The 20,269-nt window shown below is 72.5% G+C and carries 20 protein-coding genes; 9 read left to right on the top strand and 11 right to left on the bottom strand.

The features are described from left to right. Positions 1 to 115 precede the first annotated feature (115 nt). The gene (locus tag D0D15_RS16895; protein WP_094002920.1) at positions 116 to 457 is read right to left on the bottom strand and encodes a hypothetical protein; all 342 of its coding nucleotides are present in this window, start codon (positions 455 to 457) and stop codon (positions 116 to 118) included. 81 nt (positions 458 to 538) lie between these two features. On the opposite strand from D0D15_RS16895, the gene D0D15_RS16890 reads away from it, so the two are divergent. Next, positions 539 to 904, top strand: coding sequence for a hypothetical protein (locus tag D0D15_RS16890; protein ID WP_233157005.1), 366 nt, complete (start codon positions 539 to 541; stop codon positions 902 to 904). A gap of 11 nt (positions 905 to 915) precedes the next feature. Here D0D15_RS16890 and arc read toward each other — a convergent pair whose 3' ends face one another. Then, the gene (arc, locus tag D0D15_RS16885; protein ID WP_094002919.1) at positions 916 to 2,724 is read right to left on the bottom strand and encodes a proteasome ATPase; all 1,809 of its coding nucleotides are present in this window, start codon (positions 2,722 to 2,724) and stop codon (positions 916 to 918) included. 476 nt (positions 2,725 to 3,200) lie between these two features. On the opposite strand from arc, the gene D0D15_RS16880 reads away from it, so the two are divergent. After that, the gene (locus D0D15_RS16880) at positions 3,201 to 3,950 is read left to right on the top strand and encodes a hypothetical protein (protein ID WP_094002918.1); all 750 of its coding nucleotides are present in this window, start codon (positions 3,201 to 3,203) and stop codon (positions 3,948 to 3,950) included. Positions 3,951 to 3,981: 31 nt separating this feature from the next. Further along, positions 3,982 to 4,767 (top strand): hypothetical protein, encoded by a 786-nt coding sequence (locus tag D0D15_RS16875; RefSeq protein WP_094002917.1) that lies wholly within the window; start codon positions 3,982 to 3,984, stop codon positions 4,765 to 4,767. A gap of 10 nt (positions 4,768 to 4,777) precedes the next feature. On the opposite strand, the gene D0D15_RS16870 is transcribed toward D0D15_RS16875, so the two are convergent. After that, positions 4,778 to 5,602 carry a tRNA (adenine-N1)-methyltransferase gene (locus D0D15_RS16870; protein ID WP_094002916.1) on the bottom strand — a complete coding sequence of 275 codons (825 nt, stop codon included), beginning with the start codon at positions 5,600 to 5,602 and terminating at the stop codon, positions 4,778 to 4,780. 55 nt (positions 5,603 to 5,657) lie between these two features. Beyond that, positions 5,658 to 6,815 (bottom strand): M50 family metallopeptidase, encoded by a 1,158-nt coding sequence (locus D0D15_RS16865; protein ID WP_094002915.1) that lies wholly within the window; start codon positions 6,813 to 6,815, stop codon positions 5,658 to 5,660. 96 nt (positions 6,816 to 6,911) lie between these two features. Here D0D15_RS16865 and D0D15_RS16860 point away from each other — a divergent pair, with 96 nt between their 5' ends. From D0D15_RS16860 to D0D15_RS16840, 5 genes are all read left to right on the top strand, one after another. Beyond that, positions 6,912 to 7,778: a RecB family exonuclease gene (locus tag D0D15_RS16860; protein WP_094002914.1), complete on the top strand. Its 867-nt coding sequence runs from the start codon at positions 6,912 to 6,914 to the stop codon at positions 7,776 to 7,778. A 17-nt stretch (positions 7,779 to 7,795) separates the two neighbouring features. Further along, the gene (locus D0D15_RS16855; protein ID WP_094002913.1) at positions 7,796 to 8,575 is read left to right on the top strand and encodes a thioesterase family protein; all 780 of its coding nucleotides are present in this window, start codon (positions 7,796 to 7,798) and stop codon (positions 8,573 to 8,575) included. A 78-nt stretch (positions 8,576 to 8,653) separates the two neighbouring features. After that, positions 8,654 to 9,583 (top strand): ParA family protein, encoded by a 930-nt coding sequence (locus tag D0D15_RS16850; RefSeq protein WP_094002912.1) that lies wholly within the window; start codon positions 8,654 to 8,656, stop codon positions 9,581 to 9,583. Positions 9,584 to 9,935: 352 nt separating this feature from the next. After that, positions 9,936 to 11,126: an MFS transporter gene (locus D0D15_RS16845; protein ID WP_198958092.1), complete on the top strand. Its 1,191-nt coding sequence runs from the start codon at positions 9,936 to 9,938 to the stop codon at positions 11,124 to 11,126. Positions 11,127 to 11,149: 23 nt separating this feature from the next. Beyond that, entirely contained in the window at positions 11,150 to 11,728 is a 579-nt protein-coding gene (locus tag D0D15_RS16840; protein ID WP_094002911.1) for a TetR/AcrR family transcriptional regulator, read from the top strand. Positions 11,729 to 11,748: 20 nt separating this feature from the next. Here the strand turns inward: D0D15_RS16840 and D0D15_RS16835 are convergent, their stop codons facing one another. Together D0D15_RS16835 and D0D15_RS16830 are read right to left on the bottom strand one after the other, a co-directional pair. Further along, positions 11,749 to 12,960, bottom strand: a complete 1,212-nt coding sequence (locus D0D15_RS16835; protein WP_115944557.1) for an RNA polymerase sigma factor — start codon at positions 12,958 to 12,960, stop codon at positions 11,749 to 11,751. After that, on the bottom strand, positions 12,957 to 13,328 hold the full coding sequence (locus D0D15_RS16830; protein ID WP_094002909.1) for a YciI family protein: 372 nt from the start codon (positions 13,326 to 13,328) through the stop codon (positions 12,957 to 12,959). Before D0D15_RS16830 ends, D0D15_RS16835 begins: the two co-directional genes overlap by 4 nt. 103 nt (positions 13,329 to 13,431) lie before the next feature. Here D0D15_RS16830 and D0D15_RS16825 point away from each other — a divergent pair, with 103 nt between their 5' ends. Continuing rightward, complete coding sequence (locus D0D15_RS16825) at positions 13,432 to 13,878, top strand: YybH family protein (protein ID WP_094002908.1); 447 nt, start codon at positions 13,432 to 13,434, stop codon at positions 13,876 to 13,878. Here D0D15_RS16825 and D0D15_RS16820 read toward each other — a convergent pair. The 5 genes from D0D15_RS16820 to metH all read right to left on the bottom strand — a co-directional run bounded on the left by D0D15_RS16820 (position 13,875) and on the right by metH (position 20,238). Then, complete coding sequence (locus tag D0D15_RS16820) at positions 13,875 to 14,813, bottom strand: AEC family transporter (protein WP_094002907.1); 939 nt, start codon at positions 14,811 to 14,813, stop codon at positions 13,875 to 13,877. The two genes, D0D15_RS16825 and D0D15_RS16820, sit on opposite strands and share 4 nt — an antisense overlap. Then, positions 14,810 to 15,655, bottom strand: coding sequence for an ATP phosphoribosyltransferase (gene hisG / locus D0D15_RS16815; RefSeq protein ID WP_094002906.1), 846 nt, complete (start codon positions 15,653 to 15,655; stop codon positions 14,810 to 14,812). The genes D0D15_RS16820 and hisG overlap by 4 nt, the downstream gene beginning before the upstream one ends. Before the next feature lie 31 nt (positions 15,656 to 15,686). Further along, complete coding sequence (locus D0D15_RS16810; protein WP_094002905.1) at positions 15,687 to 15,950, bottom strand: phosphoribosyl-ATP diphosphatase; 264 nt, start codon at positions 15,948 to 15,950, stop codon at positions 15,687 to 15,689. A 66-nt stretch (positions 15,951 to 16,016) separates the two neighbouring features. Continuing rightward, the gene (locus D0D15_RS16805) at positions 16,017 to 16,679 is read right to left on the bottom strand and encodes an HAD family hydrolase (protein ID WP_115944556.1); all 663 of its coding nucleotides are present in this window, start codon (positions 16,677 to 16,679) and stop codon (positions 16,017 to 16,019) included. A gap of 16 nt (positions 16,680 to 16,695) precedes the next feature. Next, a complete protein-coding gene (gene metH / locus D0D15_RS16800) occupies positions 16,696 to 20,238 on the bottom strand; it encodes a methionine synthase (protein WP_094002903.1) in 3,543 nt (1,180 codons plus the stop codon). Between the last annotated feature and the right edge of the window lie 31 nt (positions 20,239 to 20,269).

Raw genomic sequence — 20,269 nt, 5'->3', positions numbered from 1 at the left:
GGCCGCCAGGCCGAGTCCGATGCGCAGGGGACTTTCCTTTCCGTGCGGGTTTTCCAGCGTGTATCGGCGTGCCGGCCACCGGTGGTTTTCGCCGGAAGCCGCGCCGTATAGGGCGTTATACGCCTGATGCTCGTTGACGGAGGATGTCCAGCCACTGCTCGGAGTTCAGCGCCTGCCGGTGCAGCTTCTCCAGCCGCGCCGCCGGCGCCCGCACGTAGCCCTTGCCGAAGACCGGCGCGATCTGCCGCAGGCTCGCTCCCTCCTCCCGGGCCGCCAGCAGCACCCAGTCCGAGGCGTCGGCACAGGCCGCCGACGCACGCCGCAACTCCCCCAGCAGCCGGATCAGCTCCGCGGGCGGGACGGCGTGCGCGCGGACCGCCTGCGCGGTCTCCTCGAGCCAGGCCAGGACGTCGGCTTCGGTGATCGGGGCGCGGATCTCGGCGGCGGGCTCGGTCATGGCGCGCAGTATAGGTCGTTATACGGCCACCGCGGAGCGACACGCCGGGCAACCGAAACCGCCGGGAAGCGTCCTCACCACGTGTCCGACAAGATCGTCCGCGGGGTTCGTGGCGTGGTGACCGCGCTGGCGGTGACGCTGGCGCTGCTTCCGGTGCACGGGGCCGCCCTGCTGATGCTGCTGTTCGCGGTGGGGCGGTACGACTCCAGCGGGCAGGGCGGGCCGTTCCGCAGCTGCACGGCCGATTCGGTGTCGTGCGCGGGGCCGGACGTGCCCGTGGTGATCGGTTGCGCGCTGGCCGTCCTCGGCGGATTGCTGCTCGCCGGCTGGGCAGGGCGGCGCGCGGCGCGGGCCCGAAGCCACTCACACGGCGGAGGCCACTCACACGGCGGAGGCCAGTCACACGGCGGAGGCCGCCGACCCGGGCGGATCGGCGGCCTCCCCTGACGTGCCTGCGGTTACAGGTACTGGCCGGTGTTCGTGGCCGTGTCGATGACGCGGCCGGACTCCTGGTTCTTGCCGGTGACGAGCGTGCGGATGTAGACGATCCGCTCGCCCTTCTTGCCCGAGATGCGGGCCCAGTCGTCCGGGTTGGTGGTGTTGGGCAGGTCCTCGTTCTCCGCGAACTCGTCGACGATCGCGTCGAGCAGGTGCTGCACCCGCAGACCGGGCTGCTTGGTCTCCAGCACCGACTTGATCGCCGCCTTCTTCGCCCGGTCCACGATGTTCTGGATCATCGCGCCCGAGTTGAAGTCGCGGAAGTACAGGACCTCCTTGTCCCCGTTGGCGTAGGTGACCTCGAGGAACCGGTTCTCGTCCGTCTCCTCGTACATCCGCTCGACGGTGTTCTGGATCATCGCCTCGATCGTGGCCTGCGCGTCCCCGCCGAACTCGGCGAGGTCGTCGGCGTGGATCGGCAGCCCCGGCGTCAGGTACTTGGAGAAGATGTCCTTCGCACCCTCGGCGTCCGGCCGCTCGATCTTGATCTTCACGTCCAGCCGGCCCGGCCGCAGGATCGCCGGGTCGATCATGTCCTCGCGGTTGGAGGCGCCGATGACGATGACGTTCTCCAGCCCCTCGACACCGTCGATCTCGGCCAGCAGCTGCGGCACGATCGTGGTCTCCACGTCCGAGGAGACGCCACTGCCGCGGGTGCGGAAGATCGACTCCATCTCGTCGAAGAACACGATCACGGGCGTGCCGTCGGAGGCCTTCTCGCGGGCCCGCTGGAAGATCAGGCGGATGCTCCGCTCGGTCTCCCCGACGAACTTGTTGAGCAGCTCCGGGCCCTTGATGTTGAGGAAGTACGACTTGGCGTCCTTCGAGTCGCCGTCGCCGCGGGCCTCGGCCACCTTCTTGGCCAGCGAGTTGGCGACCGCCTTCGCGATCAGCGTCTTACCGCACCCGGGCGGGCCGTAGAGCAGGACGCCCTTGGGCGGCCGCAGCTCGTACTCCCGGTAGAGGTCGGCGTGCAGGAACGGCAGCTCCACGGCGTCGCGGATCTGCTCGATCTGCCTGCCCAGGCCACCGATGTCCTCGTAGCGGACGTCCGGGACCTCCTCCAGCACGAGGTCCTCGACCTCGGCCTTGGGGACCCGCTCGTAGGCGTAGCCCGCCTTCGAGTCCACCAGCAGCGAGTCGCCCGGCTTGAGCGTCTGCGCGGCCAGCGGGTCGGACAGCCAGACCACCCGCTCCTCGTCGGCGTGACCGACGACGAGCGCGCGGGCGCTGCCGCCCTCGGTCGCCGGCGTCAGGACCTCACGCAGCGAGCAGACCTCGCCGGTGAGCTCGAAGTCGCCCGCCTCGACGACGGTCAGCGCCTCGTTCAAGCGGAGAGCCTGACCGCGCTGGAGGGACTCCACCTCCACCGCCGGGGACACCGACACCCGCATCTTGCGGCCGGCGGTGAACACGTCGACGGTGTTGTCCTCGTACGCGGTGACGAACACGCCGTACCCGCTGGGGGGCTGGGCGAGCCGGTCGACCTCTTCGCGCAGCGCGAGGAGCTGCCCCCGCGCCTCGCGGAGGGTCTCCACGAGCTTGTTGTTCCGCTCCGTGAGCTGGGCGACTCGTTCCGACGCCTCGGCGAGACGCTGCTCCAGCACGCGGTTCTGACGGGGTGATTCGGTTAGTTTGCGCCGCAGCAGGGCTACTTCCTCTTCCAGGAAGCGGACCTGCCGCGCCTGCTCGTCCGGCGTCGTTCCAGCTCCACTGATCTCTGAAGGGTCGGCGTCCTCGTGCCGACCTCCGGGAAGGTCGTGTTGCATGTCGGCACCTCCTCGGAGTGCTTTTAACCCACGGTACCGGCGATCACCGACATGAAAAGCCCTTTCCGCATCACAGGATCGGCGCGTCGCATCACGAAGCCGGACGGAACCGTTACACGAGGGTCCTGCCCAGCGGTCGGCGAACCGCTCGTAAAACTACGGACAGTATCCACCCGGCCACGGACAGCGGCCATCCGGGCGGTGAGCGATTCACTCATGTCACGACCACCCAACCAAGGCTTTACAGGACGTTCACCGGGCGTCTTCCCCTTCTCCTCCTCCTTCAAACCCGGGTGATTTTCGCGTCGCCACACCGGATCGCCGTCCACCGCGGCGGACGGCCAAGATCGAGTTGCCGGACATCGGCGCTACGATCGCTCGCGTTACACCCCGGATTCGCGCCGGGGGAAACCGGATGCCGCTTCGGCGCGTCGAAGGCAGGCAGACACCCGACGTGAACGAGGAGACGTCCGTCCATGACCTACCCGCCGCACGGCCCGGGCCAGCCGGGTCCCCACGGGCCGCAGGGCCCCTACGGGCAGCCCGGGCCGTACGGGCAGCAGCCCGGACAGCCCCAGGGCGGGCCGCCGCCCGGCTACCCGCAGGGGGCGCCGCGGACGCCTCCGCCCGGGTTCCCGGGCGCGACGCAGCAGTTCGCCGCGCCGGGCGGGTCCGGCGGGCCGGGCGGTGAGCCGCCGAAGAAGAAGACCGGCCTGATCGCCGGCATCGCGGCGGCCGCGGTCGTGGTCGCCGCGGTGGCCGTCACCCTGGTGGTCACGCTCGGCGGCGACGACGAGAAGGACACCGGCAACACCGTCGCCGCCGCCGGCTCCTCCTCCAGCGCGAGCCCCACGGCGCGCGCGAACTCCTCGACCGCGACCGCGCCGTCGTCCCGGCGCTCGTCCTCGTCCGCGACCACCGGCGCCGGGGGTGGCGCCGCGGGCGGCCCGGACAGCGTGGCCCAGCAGGTCGTGGACGCCATGAACGCCCGCAGCGCCAGCCGGTACGCCGCGCTGACCTGCGGCGGCGCCACCGACAGCGAGGTCTCCTCGCTGCAGTCCCAGTGGGACGCGGCCAGCGAGCTGCAGGCCAGCATCTCCGGCCCGGCCGAGGTCACCGGCGACACCGCGAAGGTGCCGGTCAATCTCCGTTACAACGGTGACCGGCAGGATGCGAAGATGCCGCTCAAACGGCAGGGTTCGAACTGGTGCGTCGACGAGTCCTGAGCCAACCGATCCACGAAGGGGTAACCCGATCATGACCTACCCGCCGCAACAGCCCGGGCCCTACGGGCAGCAAGGCCCCCACGGCCAGCCGGGCCGGCCGGGCCCCTACGGGCAGCAGCCGGGCGGCGGCTACCCCCAGCAGCAGCCCGGATATCCGCAGGGCGGGCCGCAGCAGCCCGGTCACCCACAGGGGCAGCCGGGCTACCCGCAGACCCCGCCGCCCGGCTTCCCCGGCGCGCCGCAGCAGTTCGGCCAGGACCCCTACGCCGACCCGTACGCCGGGCAGCAGTACCCGGGCGGGCCGGGCGGTGAGCCGCCGAAGAAGAAGACCGGCCTGATCGTCGGCATCGCGATCGCCGCGGTGATCGTCATCGCCGGTGCCGCGTTCCTGATCTGGTTCCTCACCAAGGACGACGGCGGCGACGGCAACAGCGCCGCGCCCAGCACGAGCGCGACCGCTCCCCCGGCCTCCAGTGAGGCTCCGTCCAGCAGCTCGCGCACCCCGACGTCCACGCCCGAGGGCACCGCGGCGCCGGGCGGGAAGTCCACCCCGGAGGAGACCGCGCAGGCGATCGCCACCGCGTACAGCACCGGGGACAAGGAGACCATCCAGTCGATGGTGTGCGCGAGCCGGCCGCAGTCGGTGCCGGACATCCCGCCCGGCATCACCGTCACGGTCACCGGCAGCCCGGACGTCGTGGGCGACACCGCCTACGTGCCGGTGCACGCGGTCGGCCCGGGCGGCACCAACGACTTCGAGCTCGGCCTCGCCAACGAGGGCGGCGTGTGGTGCTACCTGGGCGACCGCACGAACTGACGCGGAAACCTCAGCCGCGGCTCGGCCTGCGCTGCGGCCGCGGCGGGGTCACCCCGTCGGCCAGCCGTCGCGTGGTGAGCAGGAAGGCGGTGTGCCCGACCATCCGGTGTTCCGGGCGCACCGCCAGGCCCACCACGTGCCAGGGCCGCACGAGGCTCTCCCACGACTCGGGCTCGGTCCAGCCCTGCATCTCCCGCAGCGCCTCGGTGACCCGGGACAGCTGGGTCACCGTCGCCACGTAGACGACCAGCACCCCGCCCGGCACCAGGCTGCGGTGGACGGTGTCCAGCACCTCCCACGGCGCCAGCATGTCCAGGATCACCCGGTCGACCTCGCCCTCGTGGCTGGCGAGGTCGTCGACCTTCAGCGTCCAGTTCGCCGGCCGCTCCCGGAAGAACCGCTCGACGTTCTTGACCGCGTGCTCGGCGTGGTCCTCGCGCACCTCGTAGGACAGCACGCTGCCCTCCGGGCCCACCGCCCGCAGCAGCGAGCAGGTCAGCGCGCCGGACCCGGCGCCGGCCTCCAGCACCCGCGCGCCCGGGAAGATGTCGCCCCACATCACGATCTGCGCCGCGTCCTTGGGGTAGATCACCTGCGCGCCGCGCGGCATGGACAGCACGTAGTCGGCCAGCCGCGGCCGCAGCGCCAGGTAGGCGGTGCCACCGACGGAGGTGATCACCGAGCCCTCCGGCTTGCCGATCAGGTCGTCGTGCCGCAGCGCGCCGCGGTGGGTGTGGTACTCCTCCCCCTCGGCGAGCACCAGCGTGTAGTTGCGTCCCTTCGGATCGGTCAGACGGACCCTGTCACCCGGGCGGAACGGCCCGCTCACCTGCACTGTGGAACTCCTCGAAACTCGCGAACGCAGCGCTCGATCTTCCCAGACCGGCTCGTCAGCGGACGCGGCGGGCCGACAGGGCCGAGCGCAGGTCCTCGCGGCGCAGCACCCCGGCCGGGCGGCCCTCGTCGTCGACCACGAGGAACTGCCAGGCGGCGGTCTCGCGGACGCGCTCGGCGATCTCCTCCCCCGGCTCCGAGGCGAGCAGCACGGTCTCGGCGCGGATCGGCTCGGCGGCCAGCTCCGCCGGGGCCTGCGGCGAGGTCTCCGCGAGCCGCTCGGCGGCGCCTTCGTCGAGCAGGCCGGCCGCGACGCCGTCCGCGCGCACCAGCACCACTCCCCGGCCCGCCGCGGCCGCCAGCGCGTCCGACACCGGGCTCTCCGCGGGCAGCTGCAGCACCGGCCGGGTCAGCTCGGTCACCGCCAGCCCCTCCGGCCAGCCCCGGTTGGCTTCGGCGGTCAGCTCCGATCCGGCGCCCATCGCGACGAACCACGCCGTGACCACGCACACGCCCAGTCGCAGCCAGCGGTCCTCGCTGCCGGAGACCATGCCGAGCATCGCCCACACCAGCAGCCCGGCGGCGACGATCCCGCCGCCCACGACGGCCGCGCGGGTGCCGCTGGCCCGCCGCCCGGTGAGGGCCCACACCCCGGCGCGCAGGAGGCGCCCGCCGTCCAGCGGGAGGCCGGGCAGCAGGTTGAACACGCCGACCGCGAGGTTGGCCACCGCGCACTCGGCGACCAGCAGCCACACCGCGCCGTCCGGCGGCACCGCGAACAGCAGCAGGCCGCCGAACGCCGCGAGCAGGACCGACACGACCGGCCCGGCGGCCGCGATCAGCCCCTCCTGACCGGGTTCGCGCGGGGTACGGGCCACTTCGGACAGTCCGCCGAGCAGGAACAGCCGCAGCCGCCGCACCGGGATGCCCATCCGCAGCGCCACCACGCAGTGGCCCAGCTCGTGGGCCAGCACGGACAGCCCGAGCAGCACCGCGAACGCCGCGGCCAGCGCCCACGACGTGGCCGCGGTGGCGCCGGGCAGGAGCCGGTCGACGAGCGGCTGGTAGAGCACGACCACCACGAGCGAGCCGATCCACCAGGAGGGGGCGAGCAGCACCGGCACGTCCTGGACCCGGAACAGCAGCAGGCCGCCGTCGGCGGTGGTCAGCACCCGCCTCGGCTGGTTCCTCCCGTGCTCGCCGGTCGCGGCCATGCCCGTCAGGGTAGAGCGTGGGGTGTCAGGCGGCGGTGACCCGCGGGTGCGCGCGGCGTCGCGATCTTGTCGGACCCCTCGTTTAGGGTGCGGGGTATGGCTCAGACGGCGACCACGGAACCCCAGCTCGGCGTGCGCCGCCCCGCGCTGTCCCCTTCGCGGGCCAGCGACTTCAAGCAGTGCCCGTTGCTCTACCGCTTCCGGGCGGTCGACCGGCTGCCGGAGGTGCCGACGAAGGCGCAGCTGCGCGGCACGCTCGTGCACTCGGTGCTGGAGCGGCTGTTCGCGCTGCCCAAGACCGACCGCGAACCGGACCGCGCCCGCGAGCTGCTCGCGCCCACCTGGAGCGAGCTGTCGGCCGACAACCCCGAGTGGGCCGCGCTGTTCGACGGCGAGGACGTGCAGGGCTGGCTGGAGTCGGCGACGAAGCTGCTGGACAGCTACTTCCAGCTGGAGGACCCGCGCCGGTTCGACCCGGAGGCGTGCGAGCTCCACGTCGAGCTGGAGCTGGAGTCGGGGGTCCGGCTGCGCGGGTACGTCGACCGGCTGGACGTCGCGCCCACCGGCGAGATCCGGGTGGTGGACTACAAGACCGGCGCCGCGCCCCGCGAGATCGGCGAGGCCAAGGCGATGTTCCAGATGAAGTTCTACGCCGTGGTGCTGTGGCGGCTGCGCGGCGTCGTGCCGCGCCAGCTCAAGCTGATGTACCTGACCGACGGGCAGTCGCTGGCCTACGCGCCGGACGAGGCCGAGCTGCGCCGGTTCGAACGCACGCTGGAGGCGATCTGGCAGGCGATCCTCAAGGCGGGCAAGACCGGCGACTTCCGGCCCAGCCCGAGCCGGCTGTGCGACTGGTGCGCGCACCAGTCGCTGTGCCCGTCCTTCGGCGGCACGCCACCGGAGTACCCGGGCTGGCCGGAGCCGGACCCGGGTGTGGAAACGGCCCTGGATCGAGCGGACTGAGGATCAGGCGGACGGAGATGACGGAGAACGCTTTCTACCTGCCGCTGGGCGGCGACCGCTACCAGCCGACCGAGCACACGGCCGGACCGTGGACCCCGGAGGCGCAGCACTTCGGGCCGCCCTCGGCGCTGCTCGCCCGCGCGCTGGAGGGCCTGACCACCGACCGGCCGGGGCTGCTGGCGCGGGTGACCGTGGAGATCCTCGGCCCGGCGCCGCTGACCGAGCTGTCGCTGCGGTCCTGGGTGGAGCGGCCGGGACGGTCGGTCGAGCTGCTCGGCGCCGAGCTGCACGACGGCACGCGGGCGGTGGCCCGGGCGTCGGCGTGGCGGATCGCCGAGGCCGACACGACGGCGGTGGCCACCGAGGAGCCGGCGCCACCACCGCCGGCGGACTGCCGTCCGGCGACCTGGCCGGACACCTGGGGCCGTGGCGGGTACCTGGGCGCGATGGAGTGGCGGATCATCGCCGGCTCGCCCGCGGAGCCGGGCCCGGCGTGGGTGTGGGGCAGGCAGCGGGTCGAGCTGGTGGCCGGGGAGAAGCCGACGCCGTTGCAGCGGCTGTTCGCGGTCGCCGACACCGGCAACGGCGCGTCGAACTTCCTCGACCCGGCGAAGTGGTGGTTCATCAACAGCGAGCTGACCGTGCACCTGCGGCGCGCGCCGGCGGGCGAGTGGACGGCCCTGGACGCCCGCACGCTGGTGGGCCCGACCGGGGTGGGCACGGCCACCAGCACGCTGTCCGACGTCCAGGGCCAGGTGGGCCAGGCCGCGCAGGCGCTGATGGTGCGGACACGCTGACGGGCGTGACCGTCCCCCGCCGGCCGCACGAGATCCACTACTCTGCGGCCAGGGATCGACTGACCTGGGAGCGCTCGAGTGCAGATCACTTCGGTGGTCAACCAGAAGGGCGGCGTCGGCAAGACGGCGCTGAGCGTCGGGGCCGCCGCGGCGCTGGCCGAACGCGGCCGCCGGGTGCTGCTCATCGACCTCGACCCGCAGGGTCACGCGACCACGGAGATGCTGGGCCTGGACGAGGTGCCCGCGCAGGCGCCGAGCCTGGCCAAGGCGCTGACCAAGATGTGGAAGGGGCCGGTCGAGGAGCTGATCGTGCCGCACCGGCGCAGCAACATCGGCCCGGGCGGCGCGTTCGACGTCATCCCGACCTCGCCCGGCATGTTCGACCTGGTGCGCAGGCTGGACCAGTTCCGGGTGCCGGGGTGGCAGCTGGCGCGGGTCGTGCAGTTCGCCAACTACGACCACGTCATCATCGACTGCCCGCCGGCGCTGGACGTGCTGACCAACAACGCCCTCGCCGCGACGCACGGCATCCTGGTGCCGGTGCAGCCGGACCGCACCAGCATCCGGGCGCTGCGCCTGCTCAACGACCAGCTGTACTACGTGCAGACCGCGCTGAACCGCCCGCCCATCCCCTACTTCGGGGTGGTGCCGGGCCTGTACCGGCGGCCGATGTCCGGGTACGCGGTGGCGGCGCTGGAGGAGCTCAAGCAGTTCGGCTACCCGCTGCTGGCGCACGTGCCGCTCGGGGTGGTGATGAACGAGGCGGCCGCGCACGGCATGCCGGTCACCACGTTCGCCCCGGAGACCACGCAGGCGGTGGCGTTCCGGGAGATCGCGGCGGTGCTGGACGGCCACCTTGCCCGCCAGCAGCCCTCGCCCCCGATCCCGGCCGAGGACGACTTCGTGTTCGAGGACTTCATCACCCAGGTGGCGCACGCCCGCAACGAGAACGACAACGGCGCGCGGAAGCGGCTGTACGACCTGATGCCCAAGCGACCCCGCGAGTAGCGGCTTCGGAAAACGCTTTCTCGCACGCCGCATGCGCCGCGGCGTGCGGATGATCATGCCCGCCGCGAAGCGGCAGGAGCGAGGTGCGGGGCCAAGTTCCGGATGAGGTCCAGGCCGCGGTGCCCTGGCGGCCCCGGCCGGCACCGCTGACCGAAAACCCCTGACCGAAAACCCTGACCGGCCGCGCCGGAAAGCGCTTCCCGCACACACTGCGTGTCCCCGAACGGCGTGACGATGATCATGCCCGCCGTGACGCGGTAACCCCACCCCCGGCTCGACACCGGCCCGAGCGAGGTGACACGCTGGCGCCAGTTTTAGATCAATTGAACCAAAACTCCGGAAAGGCCCGCGCATGCCCACCACGTCCCACACCCGGGCAGACAGCCGGGCGATGCCGCTCGCGGTCTTCGTCCTCGGCCTCGCCATCTTCTGCCTCCACACGACCGAGGTGATGGTGGCCGGGCTGCTCCCGTCGCTCTCGGCCGGCCTCGGCGTCTCGACCACCGCGGCGGGCAACCTGGTCACCGTCTTCGCGCTGGGCATGGTGTTCGGCGGCCCGGCGCTGACGCTGGCGCTCATGAGGGCGCCCCGCAAGCCGGCAATGATCATGATGCTGGTGCTGTTCCTCGCGGGACAGACCCTCGGCGCCCTCGCCGGCGCCTACTGGGTCATGGTGCTCGCCCGCGTCCTCACGGCGCTGGCCACCGCGGCGTTCTTCGGGCTCGCCGCGTCCGTGTGCGCCGGCCTGGTGCCGCCGGACCGGGTGGGCCGCGCACTGGCCGTCGTCTTCGGCGGCTTCATGGTGGCCAACGTGTTCGGCCTGCCCCTGGCGACCTTCATCGACCAGCTGATGGGCTGGCGGGCCGCCTTCTGGACCGTGGACGTCCTGGTCGCCCTGTGCCTCGTCCTGGTCCTGGTCACCGTCCGCAGCCCCGCGGCCCCGGGCCGGCCGGACCTCCGCGCGGAGCTGTCGGTCTTCCGCAGCGGACGGCTCTGGGGCGCCTTCACCACCAACGCCCTGCTGATCGGCGGGGTGTTCGCCACCTTCGCCTACCTGTCCCCCGTGCTGACCGAGGTGGCCGGCTTCGGCGCGGCCGTCGTCCCGCTGCTGTTCGTCCTGTACGGCGTGGGCACCGTCATCGGCAACGTCGTCCTCGGGCGCCTGGCCGACGCGCACACCATGCGCACCCTCTGGCTCGGCGGCGTGGTCCTGGCGGTGCTGCTGGGCCTGTACGCGCTCGTCGCGAGCAACCAGGCACTCACCCTCGTCGCCCTGTTCCTGCTGGGCTTCACCGGGCTGCCGCTGAACCCGGCGATGGCCTCGCGCGTCATGCGGCTGTCCAACAGCGGCGCGCTGGTCAACACCATGAACACCGCGACGATCTGCGCCGGCGTCACCCTCGGCACCTGGCTGGCCGGCCTCGGCATCGACGCCTTCGGCTACCACGCCCCGATGTGGGTCGGCGCGCTGCTCGCGGCCGGCGCGCTGGCCACCCTGCTCGTCGCGCGGATCGCGGACCGGCGGCCGTTTTGGCGCGCCTGATCCACCACGAATAGGTTGGCGGCATGGGCAGGCCCAGGAAGTTCGACGAGACGCACGCTCTCACCGCCGTCATGCACACGTTCTGGCGGCGGGGGTACGAGGCCACCTCGACCCGCGATCTCGCCGAGTCCACCGGCATGGGCCTGTCCAGCCTGTCCAACGCCTTCGGCGACAAGCGGCAGATGTACCTGCGCGCGCTGCGCCGCTACTTCGAAACCAACACCGCCGTGCAGACCGAACTCCTGGCACAGCCCGAACCGGTCAAGGACCGGCTGCGGAACCTCATGGTGCAGGCGATCGACCTCGACCTCGCGGACCCGCCCTCCCCCGGCTGCCTGATCATCAACGCCTCGATCGAGATGGCCGGCACCGACCCGGAGGTGGCGCAGGAGGTGCGGCGGCACTTCACCACCGTCGAACGGGCGGTCCGCGCCGCGCTCGACGAAGGGCAGCGCAGCGGGGAGATCAGCCGCGACCAGAGCGCCGCCGCCCTGACCCACCACGTGCTGAGCAGCTACTACGGCCTCCGGGTGCTCGGCCGTGTGCAGCCGGACCGCGCTGCCCTCCTGGACGTGGTGGAGATGATGCTGGCCAAGCTCTGAGAGCCGCGCCGTATAGGTCGTTATACGGATCGGGCGGCGCAGGCGCGGGCCCGCGCCTCCAGGTACCGCCGCTCCGGGACGTTCAGCGTGCGTACCGCCGCGCGGCGGTACGCCGGCTCCGCCGACGCCGGATCGCCCGCCCGCTCCAGCAGGTGCGCGCGCACCGCGTCCACCCGGTGGTGCCCGGCCAGCGCGGGGTCCCGCTCCGCCGCGGCCAGCTCCCGCAACCCGGCCCGCGGACCGTCCACTTCGGCCACCGCGACGACCCGGTTCAGCGTGACCATCGGCCCGGGCGCCACGGCCGCGAGCAGCTCGTACAGCCCGGCGATCTCGCGCCAGTCGGTGTCCCCGGCCCGCTCGGCCTGCCCGTGCACCGCGGCGATGGCGGCCTGCAGCTGGTACGGCCCGGCCGGTGCGGTGGTCAGCGCCCGCGTGACGAGTTCGATGCCCTCGCCGATCATCGCGCGGTCCCAGCGCGACCGGTCCTGCTCGGCGAGCGGGACCATCGCGCCGTCCGGTCCGGTGCGGGCGGCGCGGCGGGCGTCGGTCAGCAGCATCAGGGCGAGCAGGCCCGTCACCTCCCCCTCATCGGGCAGCCGGGCGTGCAGCTGCCGGGTCAGGCGGATCGCCTCGGCCGTCAGGTCCACGCGCTGCAGCGACTCCCCCGAACTCGCCGTGTGGCCCTCGGTGAAGATCAGGTACAGCACGTTCAGCACGGCCGCCAGCCGCGGCCCGTACTCCTCCCGCGACGGCGGGCGGAACCGGGCGCCGCCGGCCTTGATGCGTTGCTTGGCGCGGCTGATGCGTTGCGCGATGGTCGATTCCGGCACCAGGTAGGCGCGGGCGATCTCGGCGGTGGTGCGCCCGCCGACCGCGCGCAGCGCCAGCGCCACCTGCGACGCCGGGGTCAGCGACGGGTGGCAGCACAGCATGAGCAGCGTGAGCGTGTCGTCCACCGCGGGCACCGGCGCGGGGTCCGGTGGCGTCGTCATCGCGACGTGCTCCTCGCGGCGGCGGCGGGCCGTCTCCGCGCGCCACAGCTCGATCCGCCGCCGGGACGCGGTGGTGATCAGCCAGCCCTTCGGGTTCGCCGGCATCCCCTGCGCCGGCCACTGCGTCGCGGCCGCGAGCAGCGCCTCCTGCACCGCGTCCTCGCAGAGGTCGAAGTCGCCGTAGCGGCGCACCAGCGCGGCGAGCACCTGCGGCGCCAGCTCGCGCAGCAGCTCGGTCACGGCAGGAAGACGCTCAGGTCCTGCGTCGGGCGCACCTCGACCAGGCCCAGCGCCGCCTCCGGGATCCGCGCCGCCCACTCCACGGCCCGGTCGAGGCCGTCGCAGTCCAGCACGTAGAACCCCGCCAGCTGCTCCTTGACCTCGGCGAACGGCCCGTCGCCCGCGATCACCTGGCCGTCGCGGACCAGGACCCGCTTGCCGGTCTCCGGCGGCGCGAGCGAGGACGACGTCACCAGCTCCCCCGACTCGGCGAGGTCGCGGTCGAGCGCCTCGTACGCCTTCAGGCCCTGCACTTTCTCGTCGTCGGCCAGCTTCTCCCACACCGCCTGCGAGGCGGCGTTGCGGTAGATCAGCACCAGGAACTTCATCGGCCCTCCCCCGAGAAAAGAAATCCGGTCGCCGGGGATGTCGAGACCGGCACCTCGGCTTCGACGTCCCCCGTGCAAGCACACCTTAGTGGGAGGACCAGCGATGACCAGCACCATCGACCAGCAGAACGAGATCCGCGCGCTGATCGCGGACCAGGCGGCCGCGATCCGGGCCGGGGACGCCGAAGCGGTGGTCGCCCGGTACGCGCCGGACATCGTCGCGTTCACGCTCGCGCCGCCGCTGCTGCACGGCCCGGCCGAAACCCGGGATCCGGAGACCCTGCGCGGCTGGTTCGCCGGGTTCTCCGGCCCCGTCGACTACGAGGTTCGCGACCTGCACGTCACCGTGGGCGGCGACGTCGCCTACGCCCACAGCCTGAACCGGCTCACCGCCGTCCCGGCCGGTCAGCCGGAGCCGTTCACCCTGTGGTTCCGGTCGACGGTGTGCCTCCGCCGCGAGGGCGACCGGTGGCTCATCACGCACCAGCACCAGTCCACGCCGTTCCACATGGACGGCACCTTCGCCGCGGCCCTGGACCTGCAGCCCTAGAGGAACTCGCCGACCAGCCAGGACACCAGGGACAGCGACCCCATCGACACCAGGGTCGACACGAGCACGCAGTCGCGCACGAACCGGCTGTCCAGGGCGTACTGGCTGGTCGCGATGAAGATGTTCTGCGCGGTGGGCAGCCCGGCGCACACGGTCACGATCATCAGCACCGGGTGCGGCAGGCCGAGCAGCAGCCCGATGCCGAGGGTGATGGCGGGCTGGGCGACCAGCTTCAGCCCGACCACCGTCGCCATCTCGGCGCGCCGCGTCCCCACCGGCTCGCGGGAGCCACCGGAGGTCAGCGACATGCCCAGCACCAGCAGGGCGGTGCCCACCCCGGCCGAGGCGATCAGGTGCAGCGGCTGCGCCACCAGCTGCGGCAGGTGCAGCCCGCTCGCCCGGAACAGGATCCCGGTCAGCGACGCGGCGATCACCGGGGTGCGCACCGGCAGCATCAGCAGCGTCCGCCACCGCGAGCGGCCCGGCTCCCGCGAGTCGGTCTCCAGCAGCGCCAGCAGGGCGGGCATCAGCACCAGCGTCTGCAGCAGGATCACCACGATGATGAACGCGGAGTCCCCGAACAGCTGCAGCAGCACCGGGATGCCGAGGTTGCCGGCGTTGGCGTAGCAGGAGGCCATCCCGCTGACCGCCCACTCCGACAGCTTGCGCCGGAACACCCACTTGCCGAGCGCGAACCCGATCGCGCCCACCACGACGGTGCCGAGCAGGAACGCGACCACACCCGGGTTGAGCAGGGCGGTCAGCGGCGTGTCCTGCATCGTGGTGAACAGGACCGCGGGCATCGCCACCACGAAGACGTACTTCGTCAGCGCCGCCTCGGCGCCCTCGCCCAGCACGCGGAACCGGCCGAGCAGGTACCCCAGTCCGGTCAGTGCCCAGATCGGCGCGAACGCCGGCAGGACACCGCCGGTCAAAGCCGGCAGGAGCGGATGTCGGAGGCGAGGACCGCCTTCGCGCCCACCTCGGCGAGCTCGTCCATGATCTGGTTGACCTTCTTGCGCGGCACCATCGCCCGCACCGCGACCCAGTCCGGGTCGGCCAGCGGCGCGACCGTCGGCGACTCCAGGCCCGGCGTGATCGCGACCGCCCGGTCCAGCAGCGTCCGCGGGCAGTCGTAGTCGAGCATCATGTACTGCTGCGCGAACACCACGCCCTGCAGGCGCGCGGTCAGCTGCGCCTTCGCCTTCGCCGCGTCGCTGCCGGCGCGCTGCACCAGCACCGCCTCGGACACGCAGATCGGGTCGCCGAACGCGACCAGGTTGTGCTGCCGCAGGGTCCGGCCGGAGCCGACCACGTCGGCGATCGCGTCGGCGACGCCGAGCTGGATCGAGATCTCCACCGCGCCGTCGAGCCGGATCACCTCGGCCTCGACCCCCTGGCGGGCCAGGTCGTCGCGCACCAGCCGCGGGTAGGAGGTGGCCAGCCGCTTGCCGTGCAGGTCGGCCGGCTTCCAGTCCTGCCCGGCCGGGGCCGCGTAGCGGAAGGTGGAGCCGCCGAAGCCCAGCGCCAGCACCTCCTCGACCGGGGCGCCCGAGTCCAGGGCCAGGTCGCGGCCGGTGATGCCCAGGTCCAGCTCGCCCGAGCCGACGTAGATCGGGATGTCCTTGGGGCGCAGGAAGAAGAACTCGACCTCGTTGTTCGGGTCGAGCACGGTCAGGTCGCGCTGCTCATGCCGCTGGCGGTAACCGGCCTCGCCGAGCATCTCCGACGCCGGCCCGGCCAGCGCTCCCTTGTTCGGCACCGCAACCCGCAGCATGCCCTCACTCCTCGATCGTTCTCCGGTCCCGCTACAGGTAGCGGTACACGTCCTCGGTGGTCAGCCCGCGACCGAGCATCAGCACCTGAACCCGGTACAGCAGCTGGGAGATCTCCTCGGCCAGCCGGTCGTCGGACTCGTGCTCGGCGGCGATCCAGACCTCACCGGCCTCCTCGAGCACCTTCTTGCCCTGGGCGTGCACGCCGGCGTCCAGCGCCTCGACCGTGCCCGATCCCTCGGGCCGGGTGCGGGCCCGGTCGGTGAGCTCGGCGAACAGCTCGTCGAAGGTCTTCACGGTCTGTAGATCCTTCCATCCGGCCCGCACCGCATCCGATCCGGGCCGCCGCTGCTGACGGCGGCGTCACACCAGGGCGCGCAGCGCGTCCGCGTCGACGCCGGTGAGCGAGGTGCGGAACACCCGCCGCGGCCCCGGTGCGACGGTCACGTCGTTGGGCACGACCAGCACGACGCACCCCGCGGCGGCGGCCGACTCGGTGCCCGGCGGGGAGTCCTCGACGGCCACGCAGCGTGCCGGGTCCACCCCGAGCAGCCGCGCCGCGCGCAGGTACGGCTCCGGGTGCGGCTTGTTCAGCCCGTCCACCTCGTCCCCGCAGACGGTGACGTCGAAGAACTCCCGCCCGATCGTGTCCAGCGCCAGCTCGGTCAGCGACCGCTCGGTGGAGGTGACCAGCGCCGACGGGATCCCGGCGCGGCGCACCGCGGTCAGCGCCTCGCGGGCGCCCGGCCGCCCGGCCAGCTCGTCGGCGAACAGGTTCGCGGTCCGGTCGCGGATCCACGCGCCGGTGTCCGCGATCGCCGCGGCGGCCGGCTCGTGCCCGGTCACGGTCAGCAGGTAGCCCGCGGTGGCGTCCATGTTGGACCCGACGAGCGTGAGCCGCTGTTCGGTGGTGAGCGTGCCGCCCAGCCACTCGGCGCACTCGTACAACGCCACGTCCCACAGCTTCTCCGAGTCGACGAGCGTGCCGTCCATGTCCCAGAGCACGGCAGCCAGGCCGTCCGTCAAGTGGTTCTCCCTCTGCTCAGGTGTTGAAGTACTTGGCCTCGGGGTGGTGGGCCACGATCGCGTCGGTGGACTGCTCGGGGTGCAGCTGGAACTCCTCGGACAGCTTCACGCCGATGCGCTCGGCGTCGAGCAGCTCCACGATCGTCGCGCGGTCCTCCAGGTTCGGGCAGGCGCCGTAGCCGAAGGAGAAACGGGCGCCGCGGTAGCCCAGCTTGAAGAAGTCCTCCAGCTCGCGCGGGTCCTCGTCGGCGACCGCCCGGCCGCTGGTGAAGTGCAGCTCCTGCCGGACGCGGCGGTGCCAGTACTCGGCCAGCGCCTCGGTCAGCTGCACGCCCAGCCCGTGCACCTCCAGGTAGTCGCGGTAGGCGTCGTTCGCGAACAGCTCGTTGGCGTAGTCGGCGATCGGCTGGCCCATGGTGACCAGGGTCAGCGGCAGCACGTCCACCTCGCCGGTGGAGCGGGGCCGGAAGAAGTCGGCCAGGCACAGGTAGCGGTCGCGGGTCTGGCGCGGGAAGGTGAACCGGGCCCGCTCGGGCGCGTCGGCGTGCGCCTCGGTCAGCACCACCAGGTCGTTGCCCTCGGCGACGGCCGGGAAGTAGCCGTACACGACGGCGGCGTGCTGCAGCACCCCGTCGGTGGCCAGCCGGTCCAGCCAGTACCGCAGCCGCGGGCGGCCCTCGGTCTCCACCAGCTGCTCGTAGCTGGGCCCCTGCCCGCCGCGGGCGCCACGCAGGCCCCACTGGCCGAGGAAGGTGGCCCGCTCGTCGAGCAGGGCGGCGTACTCGGCGACCGGGATGCCCTTCACCACGCGGGTGCCCCAGAACGGCGGCACGGGCACGGGCACATCGGTCGCGACATCGGAACGGGCGGGAATCGGGGCCTCCGGCTCTCGGGCGGACTTGCGGGCTTCGGCGATGCGCAGGGACCGCTCGCGGCGGGCCTTGCGCTCCGCTCTCTTCGCCGCCTCCTCCGCGCTGATCTCCGGCGCCCGCCCGTGCTTGGCGGCCATGATCGTGTCCATCAGCCGCAGGCCCTCGAACGCGTCCCGCGCGTAGCGGACGTCGCCGTGGTACAGCTCGGCCAGGTCGTTCTCCACGTAGGTGCGGGTCAGGGCCGCGCCGCCGAGCAGGACCGGCCAGCGCTGGGCCACCCCGCGGGAGTTCATCTCCTCCAGGTTCTCCTTCATGATCACCGTGGACTTGACCAGCAGCCCGGACATGCCGATCGCGTCCGCGCCGTGCTCGTCGGCGGCCTCCAGGATCGCGTTCACGGGCTGCTTGATACCCAGGTTGATCACGTCGTACCCGTTGTTGGACAGGATGATGTCCACCAGGTTCTTGCCGATGTCGTGCACGTCGCCCTTGACCGTGGCGAGCACGATCCGGCCCTTGCCCGAGGAGTCCGTTTTGTCCATGTGTGGTTCGAGGTAGGCCACGGCGGTCTTCATGACCTCCGCGGACTGCAGCACGAACGGCAGCTGCATCTGGCCGGACCCGAACAGCTCGCCGACGGTCTTCATGCCGGACAGCAGGGTGTCGTTGACGATGTCCAGCGCCGGCTTCTCCGCCAGGGCCGCGTCGAGATCGGCCTCCAGCCCGGTGCGCTCGCCGTCGACGATGCGCCGCTCCAGCCGCTCGAACAGCGGCAGCGCGGCCAGCTCCTCGGCGCGGGAGGCGCGGCTGGAGGCGGCCGACACGCCCTCGAACAACGACATCAGCTTCTGCAGCGGGTCGTAGCCGTCGCGGCGCCGGTCGTAGACCAGGTCCAGCGCGACCTCGCGCTGCTCGTCCGGGATCCGCGCCATCGGCAGGATCTTCGAGGCGTGCACGATCGCGGTGGTCAGCCCGGCCTCGACGCACTCGTGCAGGAACACCGAGTTGAGCACCTGGCGCGCGGCCGCGTTCAGTCCGAAGGAGACGTTGGAGATGCCCAGCGTCGTCTGCACCTCCGGGTAGCGGCGCTTGAGCTCGCGGATGGCCTCGATGGTCTCCAGCGCGTCGCGGCGGGTCTCCTCCTGCCCGGTGGTGATCGGGAAGGTCAGGCAGTCGACGATGATGTCGCTGACCCGCATGCCCCAGTTGGTGACCAGGTCCTCGATCGTGCGGGTGGCGACGCGGACCTTCCACTCGGCGGTGCGGGCCTGGCCCTCCTCGTCGATGCACATCACCACGACCGCGGCGCCGTGCTCGGACACCAGCCGCATGATCTTGGTGAAGCGCGAGTCCGGGCCGTCGCCGTCCTCGTAGTTGACGCTGTTGACCACGCACCGGCCGCCCAGCCGCTCCAGCCCCGCCTGCAGCACCGCCGGTTCGGTGGAGTCGAGCATGATCGGCAGCGTGGACGCGGTCGCCAGCCGCCCGGCCAGCTCGGCCATGTCGGCGGCGCCGTCCCGGCCCACGTAGTCCACGCACAGGTCCAGCAGGTGCGCGCCGTCGCGGGTCTGCTCGCGCGCGATCTCCACGCAGTCCTCGTAGCGGCCGTCGAGCATGGCCTCGCGGAACTTCTTGGAGCCGTTGGCGTTGGTGCGCTCCCCCACTATCAGCACCGAGGCGTCCTGCTCGAACGGCACCGCCTGGTACAGCGAGGACACGCCCGGCTCGTGCCGCGGGCGGCGGGGCGCCCGCTCGGCGTCGCGCACCGCCTCGGCCAGCTGCCGGATGTGCTCGCCCGTGGTGCCGCAGCAGCCGCCCACCAGGCCGACGCCGAACTCGCGCACGAACCCGGACAGCGCCTCGGCCAGACCCTCGGGCGAGAGCGGGTACACCGCGCCGTCCGGTCCCAGCTCGGGCAGGCCCGCGTTCGGCATCACCGACAGCGGCACCCGCGCCGACTTCGACAGCGTGCGCAGGTGCTCGCTCATCTCCGCCGGCCCGGTCGCGCAGTTCAGCCCGATCACGTCGATGCCCAGCGGCTCCAGCGCGGCCAGCGCGGCGGCGACCTCGGTGCCCAGCAGCATCGTGCCGGTCGTCTCCACCGTGATGGACGCGATCACCGGCACCTCGCGGCCGGCGGCCCGCATCGCCCGGCGTGCGCCCAGGATCGCGGCCTTGGTCTGCAGCAGGTCCTGCGAGGTCTCGACCAGCACCGCGTCGACCCCGCCGTGCAGCAGACCGGTGACCTGCTCGGCGTAGGCGTCCCGCAGCCGCGCGTAGGGGGCGTGGCCCAGGGTGGGCAGCTTGGTGCCCGGGCCGACCGAGCCCAGCACGAACCGCGGCCGGTCGGCGGTGGCGTAGGAGTCGGCGGTCTCCCGCGCCAGCCGCGCCCCGGCCTCGGCCAGCTCGGTGATGCGGTCGGCGATCCCGTACTCCCCCAGGTTCGCCAGGTTCGCGCCGAAGGTGTTCGTCTCCACCGCGTCCGCGCCGGCCTCCAGGTAGGTGCGGTGGATGCCCCGCACCACGTCCGGGCGCGTCACGTTCAGGATCTCGTTGCAGCCCTCCAGGCCGGCGAAGTCGTCCAGGGACAACTCGTGCGCCTGCAGCGCGGTGCCCATCGCGCCGTCCGCCACGACCACACGGGCGGCGAGGGCGTCCAGCAGCGGTGACGAGAAACGATCGGACATGACACCAGGCTACGGTCTCGTCACCGCCCGG

Origin of the sequence: Amycolatopsis thermalba (genome assembly GCF_003385215.1) — a bacterium.
Classification (GTDB): domain Bacteria; phylum Actinomycetota; class Actinomycetes; order Mycobacteriales; family Pseudonocardiaceae; genus Amycolatopsis_E; species Amycolatopsis_E thermalba.
The sequence above is the reverse complement of the archived record's forward strand: the minus strand, read 5'-3'. Positions and strand labels throughout refer to the sequence as shown.